Raw genomic sequence first — 23,777 nt, 5'->3', positions numbered from 1 at the left:
GAACCCTCAGGAACGAGTGCGAACGATGGAAAAATCGATGGTGAAGAACATGGCGATCAACTTTTCGGGACTGGTACTACCTACCTTCGTCTCGTTGATCACTGTGCCCGCATACATCCATCTCGTCGGCGTCGAGCGCTACGGCGTGATCAGCCTTGTCTGGACCCTCATCGGCTACTTCGGCATCCTGGATCTCGGCATGGGCATGGCCGCTCAACATGCGATCTCGAAGGCCCACGCCGCCAACGACCCCGAAGCCCGTTCGCGCGTGTTCTGGAGCGCCATCTGGCTCAACCTCGGCACCGGCATCATCGGCGGCATCCTCATCTACTTCGGCGCGTTCGCCTACACCGCCTACGTCGCCCACTCATCCCCGGCCATGCAACGCGAGGTCTACCACGCGCTCCCGTGGCTCGCCCTGGCCATTCCCATCGCTAACGTGTCATGGGTCTGCGCCGGCGCCATCAACGGCGTCGAGCGCTTTGGCATCTACAACACCAATCAAACTATCGGCACCTTCCTGTTCCAGTTGCTGCCGCTCGCGGCCGCCTGGAAAATCGCACCGAACCTGCAAACCGTACTCGCCGCCGCCGTCGTCGCACGTGTCCTCGCCGTCATACTTCTGGCGCGAGCAAGCATCAAGGTACTCGACCTCAAACGCATCGAATGGCCGCAACTAGGCGTGGCCGGCGGCTTATTCAAATTCGGCGGCTGGATGCTGGTCGCGACCATCTCCAGCATGATCACCGACTCCCTCGACCGCATTCTCCTCGGCGCAAATCTCGGTGCGCGTTTCGTCACGTACTACACGGTCCCGCAGAATCTCGTCACCCGCCTGAACATGCTGCCGAACTCACTGGTTCGCACCCTGTTCCCGCGCTTGTCCGCCGTCAAACGCGAACACGCCGATGCCATGGTCCAGCAGTCACTCGAATTCCTCAACGGCGTCTTCACGCCCATCGCGCTCTTCGTCATGCTCGTGCTCGCGCCCTTCCTGCACCTCTGGGTCGGACAGGAAATCGCGATCGCGAGCGCACCTGTAGGCCGGATCCTGATCATCGGCGTGTGGCTCGTCGGACAGGCCAGCGTCACGCGCATCATGATCCAGTCGCAAATCAATCCCGCCACGGCAGCGCGTATCGGCGTGGTGCAACTGCCGTTCTTCGTGACGGCACTGTGGTTCGCCATCGCGCACTTCGGTCCTATCGGTGCGGCCAGTGTCGTCGTGCTGCGCTCGCTCGCCGACTATGGCCTGCTGTTGTGGATCTCGCGTATTCACGCCCGGCCGATCGCCGCCGACATGCTGATGCACCTCGCGTTTCTTGTCGCAGGCCTCGGCGTGGCGTTTTTCATCGATCCAATCGAGTACCCGCTGCAATCAATCGCAGCAGCGTTCGTCATCTCAGGCCTCAATTGCTGCTGCTCCCTTCTCACGCGGCCCGCGTTGCGCTCCATGGCGCGCAGCTTCGTCCACGAGTTGAATGTGCGCCTGAAACGGCGCGTGAAATCCACGGTTTAAGGTGAGGAGAGACACATGAGACATGATCTCGATGAAGCGGTAATCGACACGGTGCGAGCGCCGCTCGACCCTGTCGGCCTGCTGCCGCCTGCCGTGCAGGACACGCCACCGCGGCATCGCGCAAGAGTCGCGAAACGCGTGCCGCGAGTCGCGATCGTGCATGACTGGCTCGTCGCTTTCGCCGGCGCCGAGAAGGTGCTTGAACAGATCGTCATGTGCTTTCCCGATGCTGATCTTTTCAGCGTCGTCGACTTCATGGAAGAGCGGTCGTGGATGCGCGGCAAGAAGGTCACCACCTCGTTCATCCAGAAACTGCCGCAGGCAAAAAAACGCTACCGCTCGTATCTGCCGCTGATGCCGCTCGCGATCGAACAGCTCGACGTGTCCGGCTATGACCTCGTCATTTCGAGCAGCCATGCGGTGGCGAAGGGCGTGCTGACGGGTCCCGACCAGATTCACGTGAGCTACGTGCATTCGCCTATCCGCTACGCATGGGATCTTCAGCATCAGTACCTGCAGCAATCCAACCTCACGGCCGGCGTGAAGTCGCTGCTCGCGCGTCTGGTGCTGCACTACATGCGCAACTGGGACAACCGCACGTCGAATTCGGTGGACCATTTCATCGCGAATTCGGCGTTCATCGCGCGGCGGATCAACAAGGTCTATCACCGCGATTCGCATGTGATCTTTCCGCCCGTCGATGTGGAGGCGTTCCAGCTTTGCGAAGTGAAAGAGGACTTCTATCTGACGGCGTCGCGGATGGTCCCCTACAAGAAGATCGATTTGATCGTGGAAGCGTTCGCGAAGATGCCTGAGCGCAAACTGATCGTGATCGGCGATGGCCCCGACATGCGCAAGATCCGCGACAAGGCCACACCGAACATCGAGATCATGGGCTATCAGCCGTTCTCGGTTCTGCAGGACAAGATGCGTCGCGCGAAGGCGTTTGTGTTCGCGGCGGAAGAGGACTTCGGCATCTCGGTGGTCGAGGCGCAAGCGTGCGGGACGCCAGTGATCGCGTACGGCAAGGGCGGCGCACTGGAGACCGTACTGGATGGTTCGCACGCACGCCCGACGGGCCTGTTCTTCGATGCACAGACAACAGCTGCAATCATCGATGCAGTAGACGGTTTCGAACGCGGCGTGGTGAAAATCCTTCCTGCGGATTGCCGTGCGAATGCGGAGCGTTTTTCGATCAAGCATTTCCGCGATGGCCTGCGCGCCTACGTGCAAAGTGTCGCGCCTCACTTCACGCTCGCACCGCCTGCCATGCCGCCGGTGCCAGTGGTCGCCCCGGCAATCAAGGCCGCACCTTCGCAGCTGGACCGGGATCACGAAGCGGCCGATGCAATGCGTGTGCTCGCTGTCGATCAAAGCGGTGTGCTGGGCGGCGCGGAATTATCGTTGCTTGAGGTGATGAAGAGCATGCGTGGCACCAACGAGACCGTGCTGTTCGACGACGGCCCTTTTCGCATCGCACTCGAAGCAGTCGGCGTGAAAGTCGATGTGCTCGATGGCGCCGCGCTCGGCAACTTGAGCAAGGACGGCGGCATGAAGCGGCCGGGCGCCGGCATGATCGGCGGCCTGATGGGCCTCGTGCGCGGCACGCTTGCGAAATCGCGCAACGCGGATGTGATCTACGTGAACACGCAGCGCGCGATGGTGGTCGGCGCAATCGCCGGACTGATCTCGCGGCGGCCGGTCGTGTGGCATCTGCGCGATATCGTCAGCCCGGAGCATTTCGGCAAGACCCAGCTCACCATCATCAAGTGGTGCACGAAGCTGATGCTGGAACGCGTGATCGCGAATTCGACGGCGTCCGCCGCTGCGCTTACCGCGTTGACGCGGCTGAAAGAAGAGCGGCTGGATGTGGTGTTCAACGGCATTTCCGCCGAGCCGTTCACTCAACTGGAGTCCGTTGCGCAGCACGAGTTGCGAGCGCGCTTTGGTTTGCCGCGGGACGCGTTTCTTGTCGGCTCGTTCAGCCGGCTCGCGCGCTGGAAAGGGCAGCACATCCTGCTTGAAGCGCTCCTGGAGGCGCCCGAGATGCACGCCGTGCTGGTAGGGGCGGCGCTCTTCGGCGAGGACGCCTACGAGGCGGAATTGCGTGCCTACGTGCTCGAACATGGTCTCACCGATCGTGTGCACTTCCTCGGCTTCCAGCATGACATCGCGGCGTGTATGAAAGCCGTGGACGTGGTCACGCACACCTCCATCAGCCCGGAGCCGTTCGGGCGCGTGATTATTGAAGGCATGCTGGCGAAGCGGCCGGTCGTGGCTGCGCGTGCGGGCGGCGTGACGGACATTATCGAGGACCGCGAGAACGGCATCATGTGCACGCCCGGCGATGTCCGTGCGCTCGCGGGCGCGCTGGGCGAGCTGTCAGCTGATGCGGGTTTGCGCAACCGGCTGGTCGAGCAAGGTTATGCGAATGCAATCAACCGCTTCGGGACCGAGCGGTACGTGGAAAGCGTCCAGAAGATTCTCTCCGATGTCGCCGGGAAGTCTCGGTTGAAACGGGCGTAGGGGGACTTGGCGGTCCGCTCCGCAATCGCAATGCACCGGTTCGGAACCGAAGAAGCCCCACGCAGTAAAGCTCAAACTAAAGCGCGCGAAAACTTTCGATCGCAACCCGCGCTGTCTCTTCGCCGGCCCGCGCGTCTATCTGGATGACGCCGCTGGTTTTGGACAGACGTTCAAAATCTTCGCTGCTCGCGAGAACGAGCGGGACCTGTGACGCATAAAGTTCGTTCGCGACGATCACGCCAATGGCAATAATCAGGTCGCGCTCGCATAACACAATGCCCGCAGGTCCAGTTTTGTTGCGTATGGCTTCGGCAAGCACACTGCTGCTCGAACTCGACCCCTTTGCCCGTGCCATCAGCAAGATCACGCCGGCAAGGCTCTGACCGAAGGCCGGATGCGATTGTTCGACAATGGTCCCGGTCCCGGCGTCGTACCCGCCCCAGAAACTCAGCGGTTCAATCGAGACGCAGGGCCCCCGCGCGAATCCGCCCGTGAGGGCCTCGGCTTTAAAGCTGGCTTGTGGATTCATCGAAGCAAACCTTTCCCGCGAAAGCGGAGCGCACACATTCGTTCATGCTTCCAAAGGCCACCTGGACGCCGATATTCGCGGGTGCGTAATGGGCCCACTTGCCCGAGTTCGTCATGACCAGACCGCTCATCTTTTTCATGACGGGCGTGATGTAAGTGCAGGTATCGAGGACGATCTGCACGCCTCTGGACGCAAGGGTATTCGCTATGCCCGACGACTCGAGTTGCCACAATACGAATCGGCTGGTGTTCACATAGAAGTCGCACGCGAGCGGAGCGGAGAACGCTGCGAACAGCGCGGAGAGCTGCTCGAATTCGCTGACGGAAAAATGCGGCGTTCCCAGGCTGACAGCAACCAGTGCATCACCGGGCTTCGCATGATTGAGATGCCGGCGAACGTCGCGAAGCTCATTCAGCGAAACATCGATCACCCGAGCGGGCGGCTTGCCCTGAAACGCTGCGTCGAGTGTCGGCGCTTCCGGTGTGATTCCGATGCCATGAAAAAGCGCCACCGCGCCGCTCGAAGCCGCGGCTGCTCCGAGCGCCTTCAGCTCGTCCTCGGAGGTATTGGGAGGTAGACCATCGATGGCCGCAACACTCGCGCCCGCGACTTTGCCAAGCACGAAGCCGAGCGCAGCGAAGAACACATCGCGGCCGGGAAGTGCGCCGAAATCGGCAACCCGGATCAGGATCCGGGCCGCCCGATTTTCGGTGACATGCAAGCCGGCATAGGGTGCCCGGCCCGTGATCGCGGCGGCCAGATCGAGGAAGTCGCCGTATCGGCTGGTGCGGGCGCCCAGGACCGAATTCGCGAATACGATGGCGTTGGATTCCGCCCAGGCTATCTGGTCTCCAGGCTTGGGACGATGCTTGAGTTGGTAAGGCGCGCACGTGAAGCTCGACTCGCATCCCAGTTCGAGATGGGCTTTCATGAGCCGTTCGGCGGCGCGCTGAGTGCTTTGATCTCCCTGATACAGCTCGGGATGGATCAAGTCGAGAGAGCCGACGTTCAGCGTCGTGGGCACGGCTACCCGCGTTTCACTCTGGACGAATCGTTCGACGAAATCGAGGCTTGCCGCTCCGTGATAAAGGCAACCGTCTATATGCGCCGACGTGATATCGATCAACCTGTCAGCGCCCATGACGTTCGCCGTGCGCGTAACGATCCTCATGGCCAGCGCGACACCGCTGCCCATGTCTGCGTTCAACATTGCCGCGTCTCGCTCACTGAGCTGCAACATGATTGATTTCCTGGTGGACGGCAATGATCCTGCAAGCGGATTTGCCGTGGCTCAGTTTATCGTGGTTAAGGGCTGCGCTGGAAACCTGCCCAAACACGTGCCGCATCCGCCACGCACTCAGACAGAAAAAAACCGCGCTCATTACTGAGCGCGGTTTTTTACAGGAAGCCTCACTGAACGATCTTGCTGCGACGCGGGGCTTGTTCGTTTCGTTGTAAGCCGGCAATGACCTTAAGCGCTTGCCGACTGACGCCGCTTGAGGCTTGCGGACCAGTTCATCGCGGGGCGTTCGACCAGCATATAGAACACGTAAGCCACGGCGACCGGCACAAGCATGAACGCAAACGACGCCCAGATGGTGGTTTGCAACGCCGAGTGGAACAGCACCGATCCTAGCAGGATAAGGATCGGAATATGCACGATATACAGCGAGAAGCTGAACTCGCCGAGCCACGAAAAGCCTCTTACCGGCAACGAGTTGCGCATGGGTTTGTCGAGTGCCTGGAACAGATAGAGTGCGAACGCGAGCGCCCAGAACTGGAACGCCAGGTATTGCCCGAACTTGAACGCGCCGCAGCCAGTCAATGCAATCACTACGGCCGCGATCTTCAACGTCATCGACCCATTCGGCATCTTCTGTGCATCGGGCGCGGCTTTCGCCTCGGCGATCCACGCGCCGAGCGTCCATGAGAACCAGTACGAGGTGAACAGCACGATCTCGTGGCGCTCGAATACGAACGCCGAAATTACGTTGACGATACCCACGCAAGCCAGCACCGCCTTCATGCCGATCCGCCGGCGCAATGCAATCAGCAACGGATACACAAGGTAGAACTGAACTTCGAGCGACAGTGTCCACAACGCTCCGTTCGACCCGAACGTGCCGCCGGCCACACCTTGCAGCGAGAGCAGGTTGACGATGAACAAATGCAGATTCGCCGTGCCAATCTTTGGACTGATCGGCGTGAAGCCGATGCTGAACGTGTCCAGCACATACGTCAGCACCAGTGCGGCGAGCAACACCGGATAAATACGCGCAAAGCGGCGCATCAGGAAGTTGCGGGTATCGAAGGGCGCGACGGGATTGGCGAGCAGCTTGCGTGCCGTTGCGCGATGGATGCAGTAGCCGCTGATCACAAAAAAGATCGGTACGCCGGCCGAGCCCCACGCAATCGGAAAGGTGAGATAGCTGAAAATGGTGTTGAGGTCGAATCCGGCCCCGCTTTTGTGGAATTGCTGTATGCCGATCCAGGTGATCTGGCGGCAGTGAAAATATGCGACCAATAACGCCGCGAAACCGCGCCACGCGTTGATGGCGACGTCACGGTCGTCAATGCTGACAGCGACTGCGCGTTCAAGGGGTAACTGCAGGGAAGAGCCGCCCGGATCGAGCAGGGACGAATCGCTCATTGAAGACCTCGTGTCCAGGTTGAATAAAGGCCGCAAACGGACACCCGGCCTCGCAACGCCTTATCAGGCGTACTTCCAGCTAGCCAGGCGGCGCATTAGGCAAGTGTCATATTAGTCCCGCAAATAATGGAAAAATATGCTTGGCGAATAGCGCGTCATGCGGATGATGAGAAAAAAACGTCCTCGGGCTGTTCGAAAAGGTAACGAATTTATTCGGCAATTATTTGTCGTTTTTTTTCTGCTAACTTCATTTCAAACCATTCAAAAACGAGGTTACGCCATGGACATGCACGCACTCGCCGGTATTGCTGTTTTGCTAGTACTCGCCGCGGTTTCCGCTTATCGGGACGCGCTGCGCAACGATCCAATGTCGAAATTGAGCGCATCCGGCGTTCGGTTTCCTCATTCGGACGACCTGGAATAAATATTCAAGTGAACGAACGTGCGGCAGATGCATTGACTATTTTTTCGGGCCACAGTTTGTTCAGCCATGACCACGGAAGGTTCCCGGGCAGTGAGTGACCGTTTCGTGTCGCAGCGCATGCTTTGAGCTTTCAAAGTGGGCTCAAAACAAGCTATAACGCCGCGATGGATGCCTTCTTCGACAAAATTTGGGCAGACGCAAAGTAGCCGTATTGGACACTGCACGAACGGGCGTTCGTGTATTAATTTGAAAGCATTTTTGGATAGCGCGCGCGATGCTGAAAGTCACCAAAGCCGTATTTCCTGTCGCCGGACTTGGCACTCGTTTTCTGCCCGCCACCAAGGCGAGTCCGAAGGAGATGCTGCCTATCGTCGATAAGCCGCTGATTCAGTATGCGGTCGAAGAAGCCATAGCCGCCGGAATTACGGAAATGATTTTCGTGACGGGCCGAAGTAAGCGGGCCATTGAAGATCACTTCGACAAATCGTACGAGATCGAGGCGGAACTCGAAGCGCGCGGTAAGGAGGCGTTGCTGGAAGTCGTGCGCAACATCAAGCCGGCGAACGTGCACTGCTTTTACGTGCGCCAGCCGACTGCGCTCGGGCTGGGTCACGCGGTTTTGTGCGCGGAGAAGCTAATTGGCGACAACCCGTTCGCCGTGATTCTTGCCGACGATTTGCTCCATAGCAAAGAGCCGGTCATGAAGCAATTAGTCGATGTCTTCGATCATTACCACAGCTCGGTGATTGGCGTGGAGCGCATCAACCGTGTCGATAGCGCATCGTATGGCGTGATTGAAGGGCGCGAGTGGGAAGAGGACATCATCAAGCTTTCGGGCATCGTGGAGAAGCCGCAGCCGGCTTTGGCGCCATCGAATCTGGGGGTTGTGGGGCGCTACGTCTTCATGCCCGGCATTTTCTCGCATCTTCGTAATATGCGGCCGGGCAGTGGTGGCGAGATTCAGCTAACCGATGCTGTTGCGTCGCTGTTGGCGGTGGAACAGGTGCTGGCTTATCGCTACTATGGCACGCGTTTCGATTGCGGCAGCAAGCTCGGCTATTTGAAGGCGACGGTGCAACTCGCGTTGCAGCATCCGGAAGTGGGTGAAGGGTTCGAAGCGTATCTGCGTGAGTGCATGCCTGCGCTGCTTCCGGCGTTGCTTCCCGAGCCTATCGCAGAACAGCCCGAACTGATCGAGCCCCTCTAGCGCGGAAGGGCTCTTGTGAAGCCAGGGAGTTGCAACTGTGCCTGGGCGTTACACGGGGCTTTCCGCGCAGGCTCCCCGGTAGTTGTTCTGCCAGCGCTCGGTGCCATCCGGCCAGACTAGAATTCAAACCAGTTGCACAGCCACGGCGAGTACATCACGAGCATCTGCTGGATCGGCGCGTGATGGCCGTATGCAATCGTCGACACCGCGAGCAGGCCGAGTCCGGCAAAGATCGAACCCGGCATCCGGCGTGGCTGCTTGAAAAAGCGTCGTAGGAAGAACAGGGCGATGCCGCTGCCGAGGATCCACCCCGCTATCACTTCGCTCGGCGTGTGCGCGCCATCGGCCACGCGGCAGAACCCGATCAGCGCGCCCAGTGCCAGCCCCGACACCGCACCCATTCGATACCACTTCACATTCCTGCTGCCGGCGAGCAAACCGAACGCGACACCCCATACGGACGACGTTAGCATGGTGTGGCCGCTGATCATCCGGAAATCGATTGAACGCACTTCAATACCGCAGCCGGCGTAGAGAATCTTGGTCGCGCCCACCAGGGCGAGCGCGGCCGCAAGCGATGCAACCCAGATCAACGCTTGTCGCTTGTCGCTCGTGCCCAGCCATAACGCGCAACCGGCCGCGACAGGCAAGGTCATGCCCGCATCGCCAAAATTGGTGATCCAGTTTAAAACTGTAATGCTCGTCATCCATCCCCCAAAAACGCGCGCGCCTGCCGCGGCGCAAAGCGCCGCGGCAGTGCTTGTCGCGCTGTGATTACTGCTGAAATTACTGGCCTATTACGTTACTTCTCGGTGGCTTTCCTGCGCCCGGCCAACCGATATTCGGATGGCGAAATGGAGAGTCGCTTGCGGAATATTTTAGCCAATCCATCGCCGCTCCCGGCACCGCATCGGCGCGCGATCTTGTCGACTGGAAGGTCGGTCGCCGCGAGCAGCATGCAGCTCGCATCCAGCCGCGCGCGCAACAAATATTCCGACGGTGTCAGTCCGATCTGGGCCTTGAAGCAGCGCAGGAAATTTCGTTCGCTCATGGTGGCGATATTTGCCGCATCCGCGATTGAAATCCGGTGGACGTAATTCTCGCGCATCCAGCGCGCGGCCGCGTCGATCTTTTGACGAACGCCGCCGGCTTCGGTGTCGTCGAGCATCGACGAGAGCTTCGGCCATGCGCCCGGAACGAAACGGTCCGATACTTCTCGCGCCATTGCCGTCCCATAATCGCTTTGGATGATCGATAGCGCAGCCGCGATCGGACCCTTGGGATCGTTGAGCGCGAGCGTTTGTCCCGCGAAAAAGAACGAACTCGCCAGCGCGGAAGCCACGGTCGGACCCTCGTAGTCTGTCGCGCGATTGTCTGGTGAAAGATTCGCCGCGGACAGAATCTGCGATCCTTCGCCGATGGCCTTCACGAACGAGATGTTCGACGCGACACGGGACAGGCGTTTCAGCAACTGCTGATCGAGCTTGGCGTGCTGCGCGCCTTCACCCCCCGCAATGAACAATGCGTCGCAATCGCTCATCCATTTCGTATCGAGACTTTCGGTCCAGATGCGCATGGAGCAACTGCTTGCGACGCTGCCGCCATCGCTCGATAAGAACAGCAGCGCGTAGTTGAGTTGGTCAGGGTCTTTCTCCGTCGGCGGCTGAAGTTCATTCGCGAGCGCAAACACCTCGGAGATCGAACTCACTTCGATAAGGGAAAAATCTTCGAAGATCAGGATACCGATACGCTTGGGCGTCGATCTCGTGTCCGATGCTCTATCGAATTCGCCTGCCTGGGTCGAGCCGACCGGCGGCGCCGTGCTCGCGTCGGCCGAACCCGCGATGTGGAGCCGGCCCGGCTGGTTTGCGTGTTCCATCGACTCTTCTCCGTTGTCGATTCCGCGCTGCGGGAATCTGTGTCGCATGCGTCGCACTATACGCGGCGAGGGTAAAGAGAGAGTGCACCCGGCTGAAAAGCGCGAGATGTTGGCAGATGTCTTCGGTATTCGAGTAATAAGCTGGAGGAAATCGCGAGGCGTGAGTCCAAACCTGGGCGCGCAACCGGTGCTTTCCAAGTCAGACAAAACGAATATCACGCCCCGATGGCGCTATGATTTTTTGCCCGCCGTGGCGGGCTTTTTGGAGTGCGCCGAGCATGCGCAACAGCTTGGGGATTGCCCCTGTCCAATCTGAATACATTCGCTTCATGTGATTAAATCGAATAATCGAACTTATTATTGAGCAGCATAAACAAAGACGTGTATGTGCGTTCGCCAACATTACTTGAATGTTTCTCTTAATCCGCACGACAAACCGAGACATTGATTGCCTGCGTTTGCCATTTTAACGTTGCTGCTGCACCCATAACAGATAGTGCCCCGATAGTTTATCTACCACGTGTTTCTGACGGTACGCTGGTGTTTTGGAAATGTGATATTCCGCATCCAACGCGCCGCCGCTGTTCTTCCAATGATCCAGGTACGTTCGCCGGAGCCTTGTCGCACGGGCCTTGGAGCCGTGCGCGCAAAATTTCGCGTGAGGCTCGATACCGTCGTCAAGTACGCTCGATAAACAGTGCCGGTTCGCCTCGACATACTCTTCCAGTAAACCATTTAATCTAAAAGATCGTAAATCCAATCGGTGCGAGCGCCATGCTCGGCAGCAATCTTCGTTTGAATGATGGGAAGGACACGCATTGAGTAGATTTGAAATGGCGGCGTCCAGATTTTTCCGGCAACATTCTCGCTACATTCCGTCACGACAGCCTAAACGCTTATGAGGACGTCCATGATGCACCGCAATGAAAATTCGTGTCCGGCCTCGATGGGTTCGTCAAACTTGCAGGGAAACGCCATGCCATACCCCAATGTAGAACCCGCTGTTGTGGGGAGGCTGCAACCTGTGACTACCATCTTCAACGCTCAGGTACACCGGATAGCAATTGTCCTGTTCGATGGCTTTTCGTTGCTCAGCGCAGGCTTCGTGGCAGAGGTCTTTCATATAGCCAATGAACTGGCGCTATCCAGGGCTAGAAACGACTGGACCTACGACGTGCGCTTTCTTTCCGCGGACGGGGGCAACGTAGCCTGCTCCTCCTCGGTGAGCGTCTGGACCGATGGACTCGACGCGCGCCACTACGGCGGCTTTGACGCGCTCTTCGTGGCCGGTGGCAAGGGCGCCGATAGCGCCGCAGGCGACGAGCGGATCGTGGAATGGCTAAAGCGCGTGCGTTCCAACACGACCTCGGTCATGTCGATTGCCGAGGGCCGGAAAGTGCTGGACGCAGCCGGTATTGGCCACGCCCGGGTATCGCAGATGAAATTCGGCCATTCGATGACGAGCCCGATGCGCGACGAGCTCTGGAGCGAATCCAGCGATCGCTATGAATCGATGAAGGGCGCGCTTCTGCTGATCAAGCGTGATCTTGGCGTCGAGGTCGCTCGCGGTGTCGCGGAACGCCTGATGCCGGGTTGGACCACGAAACTGGCGCCGCTGCTATGCGACAACGGCACGGCTTCTGCCGGTGACAAGATCCGCACGGCGGCGCGCTGGCTGCAGGACAACTGCGAACGGCCAATCTCGGTAGTGAATGCAGCACAAGCGGCCGCCATGAGCGAGCGCAACTTCCTGCGTTGTTTCAAGATTGAGACGGGCACTACGCCTTCAGATTACCTGTTGCAAGCGCGCCTTGCCGTCGCCTGCACCCTGCTCACCGATTCCGAATTGCCCGTGGATAAGATCGCTCGCCGCAGCGGCATGGGCAACGGCGACCGGCTTGCAAAGATCTTCCGCAGGCGCCTCCTGATTTCACCGACCGAATACCGGATGCAAAGCCGCGGCAACGGTCGCTAAGGCCACTGAGAATATTGATTGTCTTGATCACGGTGCGACGAGAGAAACATGCGGATTGAACGGCCCGCGCTCGACAACCAACGCCAACAGTAGCGCCCGATATCCGGGCCAACCAGAAGATAGGATAACTAATATGGATACCCATGTAACGCAAAACCTCGGCGACGTAACCGGCGTGACGGGTCCCTCCGGGATCGCAACGACTTGCCGGCGCCTCGTCCAGGTTGTCCTCGCGGGAGGCTCGGGCACGCGGCTCTGGCCCATGTCGCGCGAGCAGTTCCCGAAGCAGCTCATCGGCGTGATGGGTTCCGAGTCGTTGCTGCAGTCCACCGTGCAGCGCATGAAAGGTTTCCCGCAAGAATGGGACGTGGTGGCGGAGTCGGTCATCGTGTGCGGCGAGGAGCATCGCGTTGCAACGGACGAGCAGGTTCGCGAAAGCGGCGTGAAAGCGCGCATCGTGGTGGAACCGGCCCGCCGCGATACGGCGCCCGCGCTGACGCTTGCGGCGTTGACCGCCTGCGCGGACGGCCAGGACGCAATCCTGGTCGCCATGCCGGCGGATCACGCCATTGCGGATCTCGCGGCGCTGCACCGTTCAATTGCCATTGCGGCGCGTCATGCACAAGCGGGCCATATCGCCACGCTGGGTGTGCCCCCCACGCGTCCCGATACTGGTTTTGGCTACATCTCTCTGGGCGAGCCGCTTGCCGACGGAGCGTATGGGATTGACCGGTTCGTCGAAAAACCGGTCGCCGAGCTTGCGGCGCAATACGTTGCAGCGGGCACCTATTGGTGGAACAGCGGCATTTTCGTCGTGCGTGCATCAGTGTGGCTTGCCGTGCTCGAACAACTTCAGCCAACTATGCACGCGGCATGTGTCGCGTCGCACGAACAAGCTGATTTGTCTGGGGGATACTTGAGACCAGATGCAGCCCAGTTCGGGCAGTCGCCGTCCAACTCCATCGACTACGCCGTGATGGAGCATCTCGGGGCCCCCGATTCGCCCTTCAAGGGTGTAGTTGTTCCACTGGAAGCCGGCTGGTCGGATCTCGGCTCGTGGGACGCTGTGTGGGACGCATCGGACAAGGATGAATCGGGCAACGTGGCGAGCGGGCGAGTGGTGTTCGAAGGCGCAACAGCGACCTACGCGCGCTCGGAAGGGGGACGGCTGGTGGCCTGCGTCGGCACGCAGAACCTGATCGTGGTGGAGACCGACGACGCCGTGCTGATTTGCGACCGCTCGCGGGTTCAGGACATCAAGGGGCTGGTTGCGCGCATCAAGCAACAAAAGTCGCCGGAAGCCGATAACCACAGAAAGGTTAGGCGTCCGTGGGGTTTTTACGACTCGATCGATCGTGGCGAGCGTTTCCAGGTGAAGCGCATCGTGGTGAATCCGGGCGGGCGGCTCTCGTTGCAAATGCATCACCATCGGGCGGAACACTGGACCGTCGTGTGCGGGACGGCGCGAGTTACGCGCGGTGAAGAAGAGTTCCTGTTGAGCGAAAACGAATCGACTTATATCCCGCTTGGCATGCTGCATCGTTTGGAAAACCCGGGCTGCGTACCGCTCGAGATCATTGAAGTGCAGTCCGGCAGTTACCTTGGCGAGGACGACATCGTTCGTTTCGACGACAAGTACGGCCGTTGCGGTTGAGCACGGCCAAAAGGTCCTGGCCAAGGTCATCAGCCGCTGTTGCATTGAAGCAGGCATGGCGGCCTGGCCCAGGCCGACGGCTCACCGGGCAAGACTGATCCGATCGAAAAATGGAGGGGACGCGTTGCTCACGATTTGTAGTAGTCAGGAACTGGTCTTTCGGACTTGATATGAAAATCATCTTCGCAACGATCCTTAAAGGCTTACGCCACACCAATGCTTACTGAAAGTAGGAGGACGACCATCATGAACAGCGAAAAACAATCCGGCGTTTTCACGTCGAACAAGAACAGCCATGGCGTGCCTGTAACGCGTGTGGGCCTTTCCCTGCTGCTCGCCGCCATGGTTTCAGCCTGTGCGTGGGTACCTGGCCAGCATATGGCGATGCCGCCCTCGCTGCCGGTCACCACCGCGGATAACGGCGATGTGACGAGCGACGTGCCGGTTACGGTCAAGCAGATCGATCTGACGCTGATCCGCCAGATCCATGCGGCTGAGAAGAACGGCACGCAGGCGACGGCCGATCTCAACCTGTTCGCCAAGCCGACCGCCTACAAGGTCGGGCCGGGCGATGTCCTGCAAATCACGGTCTGGGATCACCCGGAACTCGCCGCGGCACTCGGCCAGGCGACGGCGAACACGCGGGTCGCCGATGCCGCGCCGGGCTTTGTCGTCGGTGGCGATGGCAACATTCAGTTTCCCTATATTTCCAAGCCTATCCATGCCGTCGGCAAGACGCCCGAGCAGCTCCAGCGCGAGATCTACACGGAACTCAGCAAGGTGTTCGTGAAGCCGCAGGTTACCGTTCGCGTGGAGTCGTATCGAGCGTCGCAGGTGTATGTAGACGGCGATGTGAAAACCCCGGGAGCGCAGTCGATCAACGACATTCCGATGACGCTGACCGAGGCCGTCGGCCGTTCAGGCGGCTTCATGCCGACTGCTGACCAGAGCCGCGTCGTGATCACCCGTAACGGCACGAGCTACCCGGTGAATGTCGCGCAGATGCTGAGGGCTGGCAAGAATCCCTCCGACATCGTGCTGCAACCGGGCGACATGTTGCACGTGAGCGCGCGCGACGAAAACACGGTCTACGTGATGGGCGAAGTGGTCAAGCCCACGGCCGTGACGCCGCTACGCGACGGCACGCTCACGCTTGCCGAAGCCATCTCGCAGGCCGGAAACCTGAGTCCGACGACCTCCAACGCCAGGCAGCTCTTCGTGATCCGCCAGGTGCCGGGCGACGAGCCAGTGATTTATCACCTCGACGCAAAATCACCGGTGTCAATGTTGCTTGCGAACCAGTTTCCGCTTGAGGCGAAGGACGTTGTCTATGTCGACAACAGCGGGCTCGTGCGAGCCAGCCGCGTGCTGGACCTGTTGCTGCCGGCTATCAACGCTGGCTTGACCACGGCAGTTCTCACCAAGTAGTCCTGTGAGTCAGGTCCGGCGCGCGACCCGCGCCGGACCCGCGATTGTTCGTTTGAGTGAGCGATAAAAAAATGGCCATGAACTTTGAAAGCCGCTACACGAACGTAGTGTCGACGAGAAAGAGATTCCGCTTATCCGACTATCTCGCGGCCATCGTGAGAAGCTGGCGGATCATTGTCATGGCCGCGCTCATTGGTGGGTTGGCGGGCGCAACCTATGCCTTTTTCGCGTCGCCCGTTTACAAAGCCGACGCGATTATCCAGGTCACGGAACCGAATCCGCAAAACAATGACGGTGGCAACGCCAATGCGGTGCCGGCGGTGTCGCAGATGTTCGATTCGAGGTCGACGACGGCGGCCGAGATCGAGTTGCTGCGCTCCCGGGCCAGCATCGAAGACACGGTGAAGAAGCTGCACCTCGATATCTCGGCGCGCCCGCATTATTTCCCGCTCGTTGGTGCAGCAATCAGCGGCTTCATCCGCGCACGCAACGGCCAGCCACTGGCGACCTGGTTATCGGGCTTAGCCTCCGGTGCCGAAGACATCTCCGTGTCGAAGTTCGATACGCCGAAAGCTCTCTATAACAAGAATTTGACGCTCACCGCCACCGGCGATGGCAACTATGTGCTGTTGGACCCGGACGGCATCGAGGTCCTGCGCGGCACGGTAGGCCACGAAGCTAGAGGTGCGACCACGTTCGGTGAAGTAACGCTGCTGGTCGACAGGATGACGGGCAAAGCCGCTTCGAAGTTCGATCTGTCGCGGGCTTCCACGCTGGATACGGTGGCCGCACTTCAGCGCCGCTTGTCAGTCGTTGAAACCGCGTTGCACTCCGGGGTTGTCGCGATGAGCCTGGAAGGCCAGGATAGCGAGCTGACCGCGAAGACGGTGAACGATATCGTCAGCCGTTTCGTGCAGCAGGATCTCGATACGCGGTCCGTCGAAGTCGGTAAGACACTTGCGTTCCTGGAGCAGCAACTGCCGCAGGCGCGTGCACAACTGCATGCGGCCGAGACAAGCTACAAGACGTTTCGTAGCACGTCAGGGGTCGTCGATGTGAACGAAGGCAGCAAGCTATTGCTGCAGCAGGCGGTCGACAACAAGTCGAAACTGCTTGGGCTCCAGCAGCAACGCGCGGAACTCTCGGCGCGCTTCACGTCGAGCTATCCGGCGGTGGCGGCACTCGACGCGCAGATCGCCGAGGTGACGAAGGCGCAAGCAGCAATGACAAAAAGTTTTGCGGTATTGCCGGACACGGAGCAAGACGCGGCGCGCCTGTTGCGTGATGTCCGTGCCAACACAGAGCTCGTCGCCAATCTGCAGAACAAGACACAGGAACTGCGTATGGCAAAGGCCGGCCAGGTGGGCAACGTGCGCGTGGTCGATTACGCCGAAGCGCCTGACAGTCCGGTCCGTCCCAAGCGCCTGACAGCAATACTGATGAGCACCGCTGGCGGACTGATGCTTGGCGTCCTCGTGGCCTTCGCCCGTAAGTCGGTGTATGGCGGTGTCGAACGTCCGGAAGAAATCGAGGACGCAGTGGGTGTGCGCGTGTTCGCCATCGTGCCGCGCAGCACTCAGCAGCTTCGCCTGCAACAAAAGGTCAGTACGCGCACTCAGGGGCTTCACGTGCTCGCCTCGACGTCGCCCGAAGACGTTGCAGTCGAAGGGATGCGCGGCTTGCGGACCTCGCTGCAACTGCAGATGGCCGATTCTCGCAACAACGTGCTGATGCTGACGGGCTCCCGTCCGAATGCCGGCAAGTCGTTCGTCTCGGTGAATCTGGCGACACTCGTTGCATCGACGAGAAAACGCGTCCTGCTAATCGACGGCGACATGCGTCGCGGCGATGTGCACTCGCATTTCGGTGTGCGTCACGCGCCGGGTTTGTCGGACGTCTTGATGGGCTCGGATATCGAGGCTGCGGTGCTGCACGACGTGTCGCCCGGCGTGGACCTGCTGACAAAAGGTTCGTTGCCGGTACATCCGTCGGAGCTCCTGATGAGCGACCGTATGCAGGAAGTGCTGGATTTCCTCAAGTGCCGGTACGACCTCGTTATCATCGACACCCCGCCAGTCCTCGCCGTCACGGATTCCACGCTGATCGGCAGGCACGCCGGCACGAGCTTGCTGGTAGTGCGGCACGGGTTCAACCAGGTGGAAGAGATAAACGAAACGGTGAAGCGCCTGAATCTCGGTGGTGTGAGCATGAAGGGCATCTTGCTGACGGACGTACCGCAATCGAAACTGATGTCGGGCAGCGCGTATACCAGCTATTACAACTACGAAAGCATCCCCGGGTGACGTCGGCACCCATCACGGTGCGCACCCCGTGCACTCTAAAACACGGGAGACAGCGCAGAGATTGCAGCGCCGCTTCGACTAACAAGAGGTTTTGCAAGCACGTATAAAAACATAGGACAGAATAAAAAACGCCGGCTTTGTGAAGAGCCGGCGTTTTCGTTTAATCGACGCAATCCAATCGCGCCGATGCCTTCAGCTTCAATGAAACAGCTTGGTCGCCTGGACCAGGGTGTTGATCACTCCCCATGTAAGCGGCACGATTGCATAGATCCAGAACACGCTGAGCAGCAGCTTGTTGGTCGGATGCACGTCCGGCTCGCGGTTCAGGTTGGTGTGGGTGTTCATCGCATTCTCCGCGCTAGAGTAGGTTCAGTGGATTCAATCTGCCGCGAGTGCGTGCGCGCTCATGTGATGTTTTTCGTGCACGCGCTTCACCATCAAATTGCAGATGAAACCGATCACCAGCAGTCCCGCCATGATGTGCAGCGTCGTGGTGTAAGCCTCGGCCTTGACCACGCCGTGCGCCACTTCATACGCGCGAATGTAGTTCACCAGCACCGGACCCGCGATACCGGCGGCAGCCCACGCGGTCAGCAGGCGTCCATGAATGCCGCCTACGAATTTCGTGCCGAACATATCGGCGAGATAGGCCGGGACGGTCGCAAAGCCACCCCCGTACATGGACAGGATCACGCAATACGAGAGCACGAAGAGCGCAACGTTGCCGCTCTGCGCAAATTGCGGCACCAGCAGATACAACACCGCGCCGAGCACGAAGAACACGAAGTAGGTGTTCTTGCGCCCAATCCAGTCCGACGCCGACGCCCACACGAAACGCCCGCCCATGTTGAAGAGCGAAAGCAGTCCGACGAAACCGGCCGCCGCCCCTGCCGTGATCGATGCCTTGAAGCTCTCCTGGATCATCACCGACGCTTGGCCCAGAACGCCGATCCCGGCCGTCACGTTGAGGAACAGCACCAGCCAGATCAGGTAGAACTGCGGCGTCTTCAACGCCTGGTCGATATGCACGTGATTGCGCGTGATCATCTTGTTGCCGTTGGCCACCGGCGGCGTCCAGCCTGCCGGCGTCCAGTTCGGACGCGGGACACGGATAGCGAGCGCACCGATTGTCATCGAGATGAAATAGACAACGCCGAGCACCACGAAGGTCTCGGTCACGCCGTTGCTGGTCGCGCTCTTGAAGTGGTTCATCAACGCGACCGAGGCAGGCGCCGCGATCATTGCACCGCCGCCGAAGCCCATGATCGCCATGCCGGTCGCCATGCCGCGCCGGTCAGGAAACCAGCGGATCAGTGTGGACACCGGCGAGACATAACCTAGCCCGAGCCCAATCCCGCCAATCACGCCGTAGCCGAGGTAGACGAGCACGATCTGATGCAGATGCACACCGAGCGCCGCCACCAGGAAACCGCCGCCGAAGCAGCACGCCGCCGTGAACATGGTGCGCCGCGGCCCGACCTTCTCCAGCCATTTGCCGGCGAATGCCGCCGACAGCCCGAGAAACACGATGGCCAGCGAAAAGATCCAGCCGAGCGTGGTCAGCGACCAGTCGTCCGGGGAGGATTCGGTGATCCCGATTACCCGCGTGAGGGGTGCGTTGAAAACGGAAAACGCGTAGGCCTGGCCTATACACAGATGCACCGCCAACGCGGCGGGTGGCACCATCCAACGCGAAAATCCAGGTTTTGCGATGGTTGCTTCTTTAGAAAAAAATCCGGGTGAACCGGTAATTGGGCTGCCGGTGTGCGAGCTCATTCTGGGTCTCCAATCTGGTTTATTTGCGCTGTTTATCGTTTGCTTTTTTTATAGACGAACTTCAATAGGCTCTTGGCAGCGCTGCCGAGAAGCCGCTCAATCGTCATGGCGTGGTTGTACGAATAAGGGGTAAGGACGGGGGCGAATATATGATGCAATTTTTCATAATGTGAACTTTTTAGTACTTCCCTCCCACGATAGATAGGGGATCGCATAGTTGCAATAGGATATCTTCAGACATAAGTAGTTGTACCGATAGGGCAATCCTTGTTTTCGCGTAGGAGAATCCTTTCTTTCACCTCTCTCGGTCGTTCTGAATGAGTAAAAACAGGAATTTTCAATAGTTTTCAGGTAAGCATGGGTAATAACCTCTATAGCATTGGCTTTCCGCCGAAATAAACCGGACGCACCCATCCGATCGATTAATTCGCGTTGTCCTGGGGGAACTCCACTTACTGCTGCGCGCATAAAACATACCCAAAGCCATTGGAAAAATGCAGTAATGCGTCAAGGACCGAGGTGTGCGGGCGGCATGCCGCTCACCGACGATCAGATGATTTCAGCAAGTCTTTGCGACGCGGCTTTCGTCGCCTAACCTGTACGAGCACCCGCGTTCTCGACCGGGTTCGGATCAATTTCCTCGCCGTTTCATACGATCAATCGAGGCTTGAAGAAAACACCGAGACGTCGCATGAGAGGCGCAGGATTTGCATGGCGGAGGCGTGGCAAACCTTCGCCAAACCCCGCGCGTTGCGCTCACGCCATAGGCAAATGACGGCGGACGTAGCGCGTTATCTCACCTTAAGGAGCACGTTCGATGAGCACGATCAAGACGAAGGACGGCACGGAAATTTTCTACAAGGACTGGGGTACCGGCAAAACGGTGGTGTTTTCGCATGGATGGCCGCTGGATGCGGACGCCTGGGACGCGCAGATGTTGTTCTTGGTCCAGAAGGGTTACCGGGTCATCGCGCACGACCGGCGGGGACATGGACGATCAGGCCAGCCTGGCCAAGGCAACGACATGGACACCTACGCCGACGACCTGGCCGCGGTGCTCGACACACTGGATGTGAAGGACGCCATGCTGGTGGGCCATTCCACGGGCGGTGGCGAGGTCACGCGTTATATCGGGCGGCATGGGACTGGGCGGGTATCGAAGGCCGTGTTGATCGGGGCCGTGCCGCCGTTGATGTTGAAGACGGAAGCCAACCCGGGTGGCTTGCCAAAGGACGTATTCGATGGAATCCGCGCAGGCGTGGCAGCCGATCGCTCGCAGTTCTACAAGGATCTGGCGCTGCCGTTCTTCGGCTACAACCGCGATAACGCCAAGAAATCGCAGGGCGTGATCGATACGTTCTGGGCGCAGGGAATGTTGGGCGGGATACTGGGGCACTACTTGTGTATCAAGGAATTTTCAGAGGTCGATTACACGGAAGACCTGAAGAAATTCGATGTACCGACCCTGATCCTGCACGGCGACGACGACCAGATCGTGCCCATTGATGCAGCCGGAAGACTGTCGGCGAAGATCGTCAAGAATGCGACGCTCAAGGTGTATCCGGGCGGCGCGCACGGCATGTGCGTGGTCGAGGCTGACAAGGTGAATGCGGACTTGCTCGAGTTTGTATCGAGCTAAAAGTCGAGCTAAAAGAAGGGACGCGCCGGCCGAGTCAATCCGCCGGCGCGGCAACTGCTATTTCTTCACTGGATGAGCCCGTCGGAACACCATCCACCGGGGTGATTTAAACCGGACGATGCTGACGTACAGCCACACGTAGGTGAACGCAAACACCACGACGAAGCAGAACAGATGCAGCGTGTGACGCCAGAACAGCGTCGCGGGAATCACGGCAACCAGGCACAACAACCACAGGTACGGCGACGTGAGCGAATTGCGCCGCGTGATTTCCCGCGCATTCTGCGCACCGACGGCCCAGCGCATGAGGCGCTTGTACACCAGCATATGCAGATGCACGCCATCGGGAATCCCGGGCGAGATCCCGCGAATAAACTTCTTCCGATAGATCGAGAAACACGTCTCGAAGATCGGGTACATGAACAGCAGCACCGGGAACCACGCTGACACATCGCGATTGCGCATCACGAGCATGATGGACAGCTCGGCGAGCATGAAACCGATGAAATAAGCGCCGCCATCGCCGAGAAAGATCAGCCCGGCGGGGAAGTTCCAGATGAAAAAGCCCATCACCGCGCCCATCATGATCAGCGAGGCGGACAACACCACCGGGTCGTGAACCTGGAACGCGACGTACGCGAGCGACGCAAACATCATGAACGCGACCATGGACGCGAGCCCATTGAAGCCGTCGATGATATTGATCGCATTGGCCAAGGCCGCCACCGCCACCACGGTCACGAGACACGAGATGACCCCGTAGGTCAGCAGGAAGTCCAGTGGCGGAACGCTGATACGCGTGACCGCAATCCCTAGCAAGAAGTACGCAAGCGCGGCTGCGGCCATCGTGCAAACGAGGCGTACAACCGGCGTGACGCGCTTGGTCAGGTCTTCGACGAGCCCGGAGAAAAAAGCAGGCATTCCGCAAGCAACAATGGCGAGGATTCCGCTCGATACGACCGGATAGGTCCATCGAAGCTGCACCGCCGAGACGGCGAGTCCGATCAGTATTCCGACCCCGCCGATGCGCGGCACGGACCGCGCGTGAAACTTCTGTACGCCGGCAAAATCGCTATCGCCGGAAAGGCCTTCGTGCAAATGGGCAAACCGCACGATCAGCAGCGTGATGAAGAGCGAAACGAGAAAGCCGAGCGCAAAACTGAGCATGAAAAATAACCACTAGAAAGAACGCGTCAGGCTGAGCAGCTTAGGCCGCGCCTGAACCAAAACGTCAGGCAAAACCCTTCGGGTTCTGCGACTGCCAGCGCCAGTGATCGGCACACATCCGCTCGATGCCGTGTTCCGCTTGCCAGCCAAGCAGCTTCGCAGCGGCGGCCGGATCGGCAAAACATTCGGCGATATCGCCCGGACGGCGGGCGACGAGTTCATACGGCACGGGCTTGCCCGACGCCGCTTCGAACGCCTTCACCACATCCAGCACGCTATAACCCGTGCCGGTGCCCAAGTTCACGACAAAGCTGCTGTCGAGCGATTCCAGTGCATCGAGCGCCTTGATGTGACCACGCGCGAGATCGACCACATGAATGTAATCGCGCACGCCGGTGCCATCGTGAGTCGCGTAGTCACTGCCGAAAATACGCAGGCGTTCCAGCTTGCCCACGGCCACTTGCGCGACATACGGCATCAGGTTGTTCGGCACGCCCGCCGGATCTTCGCCGATCAAGCCGCTTTCATGCGCGCCGACCGGATTGAAGTAACGCAGCGTGGCGATGCGCCATGCTGCATCGGAGATTTCCAGATCGCGCAAAACCTGCTCCGCGATCAGCTTCGATTGCCCGTAGGGGTTCGTTGCCGACAGCGGAAACGACTCGTCGATAGGCACGCTCTTCGGCACGCCATATACCGTGGCCGACGAGCTGAAGACGATTTTCTTCACATCACGCGCGCGCATGGTATCGAGCAGAACGAGCAGGCTGTCCATGTTGTTGCGGTAATACTCGATCGGTTTCGCCACCGATTCGCCCACTGATTTCAACGCGGCGAAATGGATCGCGCCGGTGATCGCGTGTTCATCGAAAATGCGGGCGAGGGCGGTTTCATCGCGGACATCGGCTTCGTAGAACGCCAGCGTCTTGCCCGTAATCTGCTCCACGCGTTTGAGCGCCTGAGCGTTGCTGTTCACGAGGTTGTCGATCACGACGACGCCGTAACCAGCGTTCAGCAATTCGACGCAAGTATGTGAGCCGATAAAACCGGCGCCGCCTGTCACGAGGATCGTGCCCTTCGTGTTTGTTTGACCAGTCATGA

At 59.3% G+C, this 23,777-nt stretch carries 18 protein-coding genes; 9 read left to right on the top strand and 9 right to left on the bottom strand.

Annotated features, from left to right (window positions below):
- Positions 1-25: 25 nt before the first annotated feature.
- Both FH08_RS0130980 and FH08_RS0130975 read left to right on the top strand, forming a co-directional pair.
- Positions 26-1,519 (top strand): oligosaccharide flippase family protein, encoded by a 1,494-nt coding sequence (locus FH08_RS0130980; protein ID WP_031362079.1) that lies wholly within the window; start codon positions 26-28, stop codon positions 1,517-1,519.
- A 15-nt stretch (positions 1,520-1,534) separates the two neighbouring features.
- On the top strand, positions 1,535-4,045 hold the full coding sequence (locus FH08_RS0130975) for a glycosyltransferase family 4 protein (RefSeq protein ID WP_031362078.1): 2,511 nt from the start codon (positions 1,535-1,537) through the stop codon (positions 4,043-4,045).
- Positions 4,046-4,121: 76 nt separating this feature from the next.
- Here FH08_RS0130975 and FH08_RS0130970 read toward each other — a convergent pair whose 3' ends face one another.
- Together FH08_RS0130970 and FH08_RS0130965 are read right to left on the bottom strand one after the other, a co-directional pair.
- Positions 4,122-4,574 (bottom strand): aconitase X swivel domain-containing protein, encoded by a 453-nt coding sequence (locus FH08_RS0130970; protein ID WP_031362077.1) that lies wholly within the window; start codon positions 4,572-4,574, stop codon positions 4,122-4,124.
- Complete coding sequence (locus FH08_RS0130965) at positions 4,552-5,814, bottom strand: aconitase X (protein WP_031362076.1); 1,263 nt, start codon at positions 5,812-5,814, stop codon at positions 4,552-4,554. Before FH08_RS0130965 ends, FH08_RS0130970 begins: the two co-directional genes overlap by 23 nt.
- Between FH08_RS0130965 and FH08_RS52685 the strand changes: the two genes are divergently transcribed.
- Positions 5,813-5,962: a hypothetical protein gene (locus FH08_RS52685; protein ID WP_160172516.1), complete on the top strand. Its 150-nt coding sequence runs from the start codon at positions 5,813-5,815 to the stop codon at positions 5,960-5,962. The genes FH08_RS0130965 and FH08_RS52685 overlap by 2 nt on opposite strands.
- An 83-nt stretch (positions 5,963-6,045) precedes the next feature.
- On the opposite strand, the gene FH08_RS0130955 is transcribed toward FH08_RS52685, so the two are convergent.
- Positions 6,046-7,224 carry an acyltransferase family protein gene (locus FH08_RS0130955; RefSeq protein ID WP_031362075.1) on the bottom strand — a complete coding sequence of 393 codons (1,179 nt, stop codon included), beginning with the start codon at positions 7,222-7,224 and terminating at the stop codon, positions 6,046-6,048.
- A gap of 698 nt (positions 7,225-7,922) precedes the next feature.
- Here FH08_RS0130955 and galU point away from each other — a divergent pair.
- Positions 7,923-8,855 carry a UTP--glucose-1-phosphate uridylyltransferase GalU gene (galU, locus tag FH08_RS0130945; RefSeq protein WP_051888671.1) on the top strand — a complete coding sequence of 311 codons (933 nt, stop codon included), beginning with the start codon at positions 7,923-7,925 and terminating at the stop codon, positions 8,853-8,855.
- A 116-nt stretch (positions 8,856-8,971) separates the two neighbouring features.
- Here the strand turns inward: galU and FH08_RS0130940 are convergent, their stop codons facing one another.
- Together FH08_RS0130940 and FH08_RS0130935 are read right to left on the bottom strand one after the other, a co-directional pair.
- Positions 8,972-9,562: a phosphatase PAP2 family protein gene (locus tag FH08_RS0130940; RefSeq protein WP_031362073.1), complete on the bottom strand. Its 591-nt coding sequence runs from the start codon at positions 9,560-9,562 to the stop codon at positions 8,972-8,974.
- A gap of 95 nt (positions 9,563-9,657) precedes the next feature.
- Complete coding sequence (locus FH08_RS0130935; protein WP_031362072.1) at positions 9,658-10,734, bottom strand: GlxA family transcriptional regulator; 1,077 nt, start codon at positions 10,732-10,734, stop codon at positions 9,658-9,660.
- Between the two features lie 976 nt (positions 10,735-11,710).
- On the opposite strand from FH08_RS0130935, the gene FH08_RS0130925 reads away from it, so the two are divergent.
- The 4 genes from FH08_RS0130925 (at position 11,711) to FH08_RS0130910 (ending at position 18,094) form a co-directional block, all read left to right on the top strand.
- The gene (locus FH08_RS0130925; protein ID WP_031362071.1) at positions 11,711-12,709 is read left to right on the top strand and encodes a GlxA family transcriptional regulator; all 999 of its coding nucleotides are present in this window, start codon (positions 11,711-11,713) and stop codon (positions 12,707-12,709) included.
- 133 nt (positions 12,710-12,842) lie between these two features.
- Positions 12,843-14,363: a mannose-1-phosphate guanylyltransferase/mannose-6-phosphate isomerase gene (locus tag FH08_RS0130920; RefSeq protein WP_081889630.1), complete on the top strand. Its 1,521-nt coding sequence runs from the start codon at positions 12,843-12,845 to the stop codon at positions 14,361-14,363.
- 246 nt (positions 14,364-14,609) lie between these two features.
- Entirely contained in the window at positions 14,610-15,791 is a 1,182-nt protein-coding gene (locus FH08_RS0130915; protein WP_031362069.1) for a polysaccharide biosynthesis/export family protein, read from the top strand.
- 71 nt (positions 15,792-15,862) lie between these two features.
- Positions 15,863-18,094, top strand: a complete 2,232-nt coding sequence (locus tag FH08_RS0130910; RefSeq protein WP_031362068.1) for a polysaccharide biosynthesis tyrosine autokinase — start codon at positions 15,863-15,865, stop codon at positions 18,092-18,094.
- 198 nt (positions 18,095-18,292) lie between these two features.
- Here FH08_RS0130910 and FH08_RS0130905 read toward each other — a convergent pair whose 3' ends face one another.
- The gene (locus FH08_RS0130905) at positions 18,293-18,439 is read right to left on the bottom strand and encodes an MFS transporter small subunit (protein WP_035567510.1); all 147 of its coding nucleotides are present in this window, start codon (positions 18,437-18,439) and stop codon (positions 18,293-18,295) included.
- Positions 18,440-18,472: 33 nt separating this feature from the next.
- A complete protein-coding gene (locus FH08_RS0130900) occupies positions 18,473-19,870 on the bottom strand; it encodes an OFA family MFS transporter (RefSeq protein ID WP_031362066.1) in 1,398 nt (465 codons plus the stop codon).
- An 817-nt stretch (positions 19,871-20,687) separates the two neighbouring features.
- On the opposite strand from FH08_RS0130900, the gene FH08_RS0130890 reads away from it, so the two are divergent.
- Entirely contained in the window at positions 20,688-21,509 is an 822-nt protein-coding gene (locus FH08_RS0130890; RefSeq protein WP_031362065.1) for an alpha/beta fold hydrolase, read from the top strand.
- Positions 21,510-21,566: 57 nt separating this feature from the next.
- Here the strand turns inward: FH08_RS0130890 and FH08_RS0130885 are convergent, their stop codons facing one another.
- Complete coding sequence (locus FH08_RS0130885) at positions 21,567-22,676, bottom strand: MraY family glycosyltransferase (RefSeq protein WP_031362064.1); 1,110 nt, start codon at positions 22,674-22,676, stop codon at positions 21,567-21,569.
- A gap of 64 nt (positions 22,677-22,740) precedes the next feature.
- Positions 22,741-23,775 carry a UDP-glucose 4-epimerase GalE gene (galE, locus tag FH08_RS0130880; protein ID WP_031362063.1) on the bottom strand — a complete coding sequence of 345 codons (1,035 nt, stop codon included), beginning with the start codon at positions 23,773-23,775 and terminating at the stop codon, positions 22,741-22,743.
- Positions 23,776-23,777 lie beyond the last annotated feature (2 nt).

The sequence above is a fragment of the Caballeronia sordidicola genome, assembly GCF_000729995.1.
In the GTDB taxonomy this organism is placed as follows: domain Bacteria; phylum Pseudomonadota; class Gammaproteobacteria; order Burkholderiales; family Burkholderiaceae; genus Caballeronia; species Caballeronia sordidicola_A.
The sequence above is the reverse complement of the archived record's forward strand: the minus strand, read 5'-3'. Positions and strand labels throughout refer to the sequence as shown.

Bases quoted from the DNA above. Each gene is read 5' to 3' on its own strand.
- galU (WP_051888671.1), top strand. From the start codon at position 7,923: ATGCTGAAAGTCACCAAAGCCGTATTTCCTGTCGCCGGACTTGGCACT.
- FH08_RS0130920 (WP_081889630.1), top strand. From the start codon at position 12,843: ATGGATACCCATGTAACGCAAAACCTCGGCGACGTAACCGGCGTGACG.
- FH08_RS0130910 (WP_031362068.1), top strand. From the start codon at position 15,863: ATGGCCATGAACTTTGAAAGCCGCTACACGAACGTAGTGTCGACGAGA.
- FH08_RS0130975 (WP_031362078.1), top strand. From the start codon at position 1,535: ATGAGACATGATCTCGATGAAGCGGTAATCGACACGGTGCGAGCGCCG.
- FH08_RS0130955 (WP_031362075.1), bottom strand. From the start codon at position 7,224: ATGAGCGATTCGTCCCTGCTCGATCCGGGCGGCTCTTCCCTGCAGTTA.
- FH08_RS0130925 (WP_031362071.1), top strand. From the start codon at position 11,711: ATGCCATACCCCAATGTAGAACCCGCTGTTGTGGGGAGGCTGCAACCT.
- FH08_RS0130965 (WP_031362076.1), bottom strand. From the start codon at position 5,814: ATGTTGCAGCTCAGTGAGCGAGACGCGGCAATGTTGAACGCAGACATG.
- FH08_RS0130915 (WP_031362069.1), top strand. From the start codon at position 14,610: ATGAACAGCGAAAAACAATCCGGCGTTTTCACGTCGAACAAGAACAGC.
- FH08_RS0130940 (WP_031362073.1), bottom strand. From the start codon at position 9,562: ATGACGAGCATTACAGTTTTAAACTGGATCACCAATTTTGGCGATGCG.
- FH08_RS0130890 (WP_031362065.1), top strand. From the start codon at position 20,688: ATGAGCACGATCAAGACGAAGGACGGCACGGAAATTTTCTACAAGGAC.
- FH08_RS0130970 (WP_031362077.1), bottom strand. From the start codon at position 4,574: ATGAATCCACAAGCCAGCTTTAAAGCCGAGGCCCTCACGGGCGGATTC.
- FH08_RS0130905 (WP_035567510.1), bottom strand. From the start codon at position 18,439: ATGAACACCCACACCAACCTGAACCGCGAGCCGGACGTGCATCCGACC.
- FH08_RS0130935 (WP_031362072.1), bottom strand. From the start codon at position 10,734: ATGGAACACGCAAACCAGCCGGGCCGGCTCCACATCGCGGGTTCGGCC.
- FH08_RS52685 (WP_160172516.1), top strand. From the start codon at position 5,813: ATGATTGATTTCCTGGTGGACGGCAATGATCCTGCAAGCGGATTTGCC.
- FH08_RS0130980 (WP_031362079.1), top strand. From the start codon at position 26: ATGGAAAAATCGATGGTGAAGAACATGGCGATCAACTTTTCGGGACTG.
- galE (WP_031362063.1), bottom strand. From the start codon at position 23,775: ATGACTGGTCAAACAAACACGAAGGGCACGATCCTCGTGACAGGCGGC.
- FH08_RS0130885 (WP_031362064.1), bottom strand. From the start codon at position 22,676: ATGCTCAGTTTTGCGCTCGGCTTTCTCGTTTCGCTCTTCATCACGCTG.
- FH08_RS0130900 (WP_031362066.1), bottom strand. From the start codon at position 19,870: ATGAGCTCGCACACCGGCAGCCCAATTACCGGTTCACCCGGATTTTTT.